Annotated in this window: 6 protein-coding genes and 1 pseudogene; 6 read left to right on the top strand and 1 reads right to left on the bottom strand. The window is 72.0% G+C overall.

Annotation, left to right across the window (positions count from 1 at the left end; translation table 11 throughout):
• Nucleotides 1-1,273: hypothetical protein (locus IH13_RS39105; protein ID WP_031089923.1), on the bottom strand; the 1,273-nt coding region annotated here is incomplete at its 3' end.
• 160 nt (nt 1,274-1,433) lie between these two features.
• On the opposite strand from IH13_RS39105, the gene hisD reads away from it, so the two are divergent.
• The 6 genes and pseudogenes from hisD to IH13_RS0132000 form a co-directional block, all read left to right on the top strand.
• Nucleotides 1,434-2,717, top strand: a complete 1,284-nt coding sequence (gene hisD, locus IH13_RS0132025; protein WP_031089921.1) for a histidinol dehydrogenase — start codon at nt 1,434-1,436, stop codon at nt 2,715-2,717.
• Nucleotides 2,714-3,769, top strand: coding sequence for a histidinol-phosphate transaminase (locus IH13_RS0132020; protein WP_031089919.1), 1,056 nt, complete (start codon nt 2,714-2,716; stop codon nt 3,767-3,769). Before hisD ends, IH13_RS0132020 begins: the two co-directional genes overlap by 4 nt.
• Entirely contained in the window at nt 3,766-4,359 is a 594-nt protein-coding gene (gene hisB / locus IH13_RS0132015) for an imidazoleglycerol-phosphate dehydratase HisB (RefSeq protein WP_031089917.1), read from the top strand. The genes IH13_RS0132020 and hisB overlap by 4 nt, the downstream gene beginning before the upstream one ends.
• Nucleotides 4,356-4,523, top strand: a complete 168-nt coding sequence (locus IH13_RS44155) for a hypothetical protein (RefSeq protein WP_028440214.1) — start codon at nt 4,356-4,358, stop codon at nt 4,521-4,523. Before hisB ends, IH13_RS44155 begins: the two co-directional genes overlap by 4 nt.
• Before the next feature lie 10 nt (nt 4,524-4,533).
• Nucleotides 4,534-5,178, top strand: a complete 645-nt coding sequence (gene hisH / locus IH13_RS0132005) for an imidazole glycerol phosphate synthase subunit HisH (RefSeq protein ID WP_031089913.1) — start codon at nt 4,534-4,536, stop codon at nt 5,176-5,178.
• Nucleotides 5,178-5,469: pseudogene (locus IH13_RS0132000) on the top strand (HisA/HisF-related TIM barrel protein); the annotation flags it as partial. The gene hisH and the pseudogene IH13_RS0132000, both read left to right, overlap by 1 nt.
• Nucleotides 5,470-5,474 lie beyond the last annotated feature (5 nt).

Genomic DNA, 5,474 nt, shown 5'->3' with positions numbered 1-5,474 from the left:
CCGCCGCCGGCAGCGTCTCGCGGCGGCGGCGCTGCTTGGCGAGCAGGACCTCGCGGGCGTCCGCGTCCTCCCCGCAGCTGCGCAGCACGGCCGCCAGGCGCTCGTACGGCTCCGGGACGTACTCCGGGGTCGCGGCCAGCACCCACTCCAGGCGGCGGGAGAGCGGGAAGTGGCCGTACGGGACGAGGTTCTCGTACGCGAAGCCGCCCATGGCCAGACCACCCGGGCCCGGCCAGCTGGTCGAGACGTCGATCAGCGTCACCACCTTCGCGCCGTTGAGCACCACCCGGCCCTGCTCCGGACGCTCCGCGTTGAAACGCAGCTCGGGTGTGGCGATCCGGCGCAGCGACAGCTCCTCCGGCCCGGTCAGGACGAACCTGGCCCGGTGGAGGTCCACCGCGTCCCCGAACCGCCCGTCGTCCAGCCGCACGGCGCCCCGGCACTCGAAGATCTGGGAGCGCGTCCCGGGGACCGGGCCGGCCCCGTACGCGACGCCGTACGGGGGAGTGGTGCCCTGGTTGCCGGTCTCCACGCTCACCCACGCCTCGGTCATGTACAGCGTGCGCTCCACGCTGAGCTGCGGGGCGTTCAGCGCGCGCCGTCCGTCCACGGCTCGCAGCCGGCTGCCGCGCAGGCTCAGCGAACCCCCGACCGTCGCCCCGCGCAGGCTCAGCTCGCCGCGGGTCTCGATCATCTCGGCCTGCAGGTCCTGCGCCACGCACATCCCGTCGCCGACGAAGGCGCGGCCCCGCCGGTCGGGTCCCACGGCGAGCTGGTTGATCAGCAGGTCCGTGCCGATCTGCGCGTCGGTCAGCCGGATGCCCCGCTCGACCCGGCAGCGCGGTAGATGCAGATCACCCTCCGTGTGCAACCTGGCGGCGTCCAGCCTCGGCATCGCGCAGCCCACCAGCCGCAGGGTCGTGAAGTGGCATTCGGGCAGGACGACCTCCTGCTCGAAGCGGCACCCGGTGAACTCCACGTACGGCGACACCCGGCCGCCCGCCAGGTCCAGCTTCCCGGTGATCCGTACGCCCCGGAGCTTGAGCGCGGCCACCCGGCCCGGGCGCGCCGGGGGCCCGTCCAGGAGCAGGCGCGCCACCGTGCGGGCGTCGACACTGCGCTCGGGGCCCCAGACGTGCGGGGCGAAGGGGTCGTCACGCGCCGGGTCGCGTGCCCGCAGGTCGTAGGTCGTGCCGTTGCGGAAGGACTGCCACATGCCGAGCTCCGCGGCGCTGACGCCGTCGGGGATCTCTCCGTCGTGCGGTTCGGTCACTGCCTCACCTCCACGTGCGCGGAACCACCCGCGCCTCGTAGAGCCGTTCTTCCCTTTGTGTGACGAAGTGAACACTCCTGGTCAGCGGTGAAGGCCACGAGATGTATCAGCCAGTGATACGGGCGGCCGGGCGCCGCGGGCGGTCTGAGAGAATTGGGGTGTGATCTCTCGAATCGATCTGCGCGGCACCGCCCTCCCCGAGGGCGGCGACCTGCGCGACCTGCTGCCCCGTGCCGAGTTCGACGTGGAAGCCGCCCTGGAGACGGTGCGGCCGATCTGCGAGGACGTACGCCATCGTGGCTCGACGGCAGTGATCGAGTGGGGAGAGAAGTTCGACGGCGTCCGCCCCGACGCGCTGAGGGTCCCCGCCGCCGCGGTCACCGCCGCGCTGGACGCGCTCGACCCCGCCGTACGCGCGGCGCTGGAGGAGTCCATCCGCCGCGCCCGCCTCGTCCACCGCGAACAGCGCCGCACCACCCACACCACCCAGGTCGTCCCCGGCGGCACCGTCACCGAGAAGTGGGTGCCCGTCGAGCGCGTCGGGCTGTACGTCCCGGGCGGGCGGTCGGTCTACCCCTCGTCCGTCGTGATGAACGTCGTCCCGGCCCAGGAGGCGGGCGTCGAGGGCGTCGCCGTGGCCTCCCCGCCGCAGCGCGGCGCGCTGCTCGGCGTCGACGAGGTGTACGCGGCCGGAGGCTCCCAGGCCGTCGCGATGTTCGCGTACGGCACCGAGGACTGCCTGCCCGTGAACCTCGTCACGGGCCCCGGCAACATCTACGTCGCCGCCGCCAAGCGCCTGCTCAAGGGCCGGATCGGCATCGACGCCGAGGCCGGGCCCACCGAGATCGCGATCCTCGCGGACGCGACCGCCGACCCGGTGCACGTCGCCGCCGACCTCATCAGCCAGGCCGAGCACGACCCGATGGCCGCCGCCGTGCTCGTCACCGACTCCGCGGAACTGGCCGCCGCCACCGAGGCCGAGCTGGCCGCCCAGGTCGCCGCGACCAAGCACGTCGAGGACCGGATCGGACCGGCCCTGGCCGGCCGCCAGTCCGCGATCGTCCTGGTGAACGACGTGGAGGACGGCCTGAAGGTCGTCGACGCGTACGCCGCCGAGCACCTGGAGATCCAGACCGCCGACGCCGCCGCCGTCGCCGACCGGGTCCGCAACGCCGGCGCGGTCTTCGTCGGCCCGTACGCGCCCGTCTCCCTCGGCGACTACTGCGCGGGCTCCAACCACGTGCTGCCCACCGGAGGCTGCGCCTGCCACTCCTCGGGCCTGTCCGTGCAGTCCTTCCTGCGCGGCATCCACATCGTCGACTACACGCGCGACGCGCTCGCCGAGGTCGCCCACCACGTGGTGACCCTCGCCGAGGCGGAGGACCTGCCCGCCCACGGCGCCGCGCTCAAGGCGAGGTTCGGTTGGAAGGTGCCCCAGCAGTGACGAACGGCAACCCCTGGGACGAGCTCCCGATCCGCGCGGAACTGCGCGGCCAGTCCCCGTACGGCGCGCCCCAGCTCGACGTACCGGTCCGGCTCAACACCAACGAGAACCCCTACCCGCTGCCCGACGCGCTCGTCGACCGCATCGCCGAACGCGTCCGCGAGGCCGCCCGCGGCCTCAACCGCTACCCCGACCGCGACGCCGTCGGACTCCGCACCGAGCTGGCCCGCTACCTCACCCGCACCGCCGGGCACCGGGTCGGCCCCGGGAACGTCTGGGCCGCCAACGGCTCCAACGAGGTCCTCCAGCAGCTCCTCCAGACCTTCGGCGGCCCCGGCCGCACCGCGATCGGCTTCGAACCCTCGTACTCGATGCACGCCCTCATCGCCCGCGGCACCGGCACCGGCTGGATCTCCGGGCCGCGCAACGAGGACTTCACCATCGACGTCGAGGCGGCGAAGAAGGCCGTCGCCGAGCACCGCCCCGACGTGGTCTTCATCACCTCCCCCAACAACCCCACCGGCACCGCCGTCGACGCGGACACCGTCGTGGAGCTGTACGACGCCGCGCAGGCCGCGGGCCCGTCGATGGTCGTGGTGGACGAGGCGTACGGCGAGTTCAGCCACCGCCCCTCGCTGCTCCCGCTCATCGAGGGCCGCCGCCACCTGGTGCTCTCGCGCACCATGTCCAAGGCGTTCGGCGCCGCCGGGCTGCGCCTCGGCTACCTCGCCGCCGACCCGGAGATGTGTATAAGAGACAGGGAGCACACCGATACGCTCCTCGGGTACGTCGACCGCCTCAAGAGCGAGCGCGACCGGCTGGTGGACGGACTGCGGGCACTCGGCTTCGCCGTCACCGACTCGGACGCCAACTTCGTCCAGTTCGGCCGCTTCGCCGACAGCCGCGCCGCCTGGCAGCACATCCTCGACCGGGGCGTCCTGGTCCGGGACAACGGCGTACCGGGGTGGCTGCGGGTGACCGCGGGGACCCCGGAAGAGAACGACGCGTTCCTCGATGCGGTGCGCGAACTGAAGAAGGAGCACGACGCATGAGCCGCGTAGGCAGGGTGGAACGGACCACCAAGGAGACCTCCGTACTCGTCGAGATCGACCTCGACGGCACCGGCAAGGTCGATGTCGCGACCGGTGTCGGCTTCTACGACCACATGCTCGACCAGATCGGCCGGCACGGGCTGTTCGACCTGACGGTCAAGACCGACGGCGACCTGCACATCGACTCGCACCACACCATCGAGGACACCGCCCTGGCCCTCGGTGCCGCCTTCAAACAGGCGCTCGGCGACAAGACCGGCATCTACCGCTTCGGCAACTGCACGGTCCCGCTGGACGAGTCGCTCGCCCAGGTCACCGTCGACCTCTCCGGCCGCCCCTACCTGGTGCACACCGAGCCGGAGAAGATGGCGCCGATGATCGGTGAGTACGACACCACGATGACCCGGCACATCCTGGAGTCCTTCGTGGCCCAGGCGCAGATCGCCCTGCACGTCCACGTGCCGTACGGCCGCAACGCCCACCACATCGTGGAGTGCCAGTTCAAGGCGCTCGCCCGTGCCCTGCGCTACGCCAGCGAGCACGACCCGCGCGCGGCCGGCATCATCCCGTCCACGAAGGGCGCCCTGTGACCGGCCTGAACACCGTGCTGATCGTCGTCGGCCTCTTCCTGGCCGGCGGCGTCTACTCCTTCTGGAAGCAGGGCATGCCCAAGGGCGTCGTCGTGCTCCTCGGCATCGGCTCCGTGATGTGCCTCGTGGCGGGCGTCATGCGGATCCAGGGACTCTGGGACTGAGGTCGGGACTGTGAGTGACAAGAAGAAGTCCGTCGTCGTCTTCGACTACGGCTTCGGCAACGTGCGTTCCGCCGAGCGGGCCCTGGCCCGCGTCGGCGCGGACGTCGAGATCACCCGGGACTTCGACGCCGCGATGAACGCCGACGGGCTGCTCGTCCCGGGCGTCGGCGCCTTCTCCGCCTGCATGGACGGGCTGAAGAAGGCCCGCGGGGAGTGGGTCATCGGCCGCAGGCTGGCCGGCGGACGCCCCGTCATGGGCATCTGCGTGGGCATGCAGATCCTCTTCGAGCGGGGCATCGAGCACGGCGTCGAGACGGAGGGCCTGGACGAGTGGCCCGGCACCGTCGGACCGCTCAAGGCCGACGTCGTCCCGCACATGGGGTGGAACACCGTCGACGCCCCCGAGGACTCCCAGCTCTTCGCCGGCCTCGACGCCGGCACCCGGTACTACTTCGTGCACTCCTACGCGGCGCACGACTGGTCCCTCGAAGTGACCAACGCCAAGATCCGTGCCCCCAAGGTCACCTGGGCCGCGCACGGAGAGCGGTTCGTGGCCGCCGTGGAGAACGGCGCGCTGTGGGCCACCCAGTTCCACCCCGAGAAGTCCGGCGACGCCGGCGCCCAGCTGCTGACCAACTGGATCGAGACGCTGTAATGCCGAAGCTTGAACTGCTCCCCGCCGTCGACGTCCGCGACGGCCAGGCCGTCCGCCTCGTCCACGGCGAGTCCGGCTCCGAGACCTCCTACGGCTCGCCGCTGGAGGCCGCCCTCGCCTGGCAGAGCGCCGGGGCCGAGTGGCTGCACCTGGTCGACCTGGACGCCGCCTTCGGCACCGGTGACAACCGTGCGCTGATCGCCGAGGTGGCGGGTGCCATGGACATCAAGGTCGAGCTCTCCGGAGGCATCCGCGACGACGCCTCGCTCGCCGCCGCCCTCGCCACCGGCTGGCGC

This window comes from Streptomyces sp. NRRL WC-3549 (genome assembly GCF_000721935.1).
Classification (GTDB): domain Bacteria; phylum Actinomycetota; class Actinomycetes; order Streptomycetales; family Streptomycetaceae; genus Streptomyces.
The sequence above is the reverse complement of the archived record's forward strand: the minus strand, read 5'-3'. Positions and strand labels throughout refer to the sequence as shown.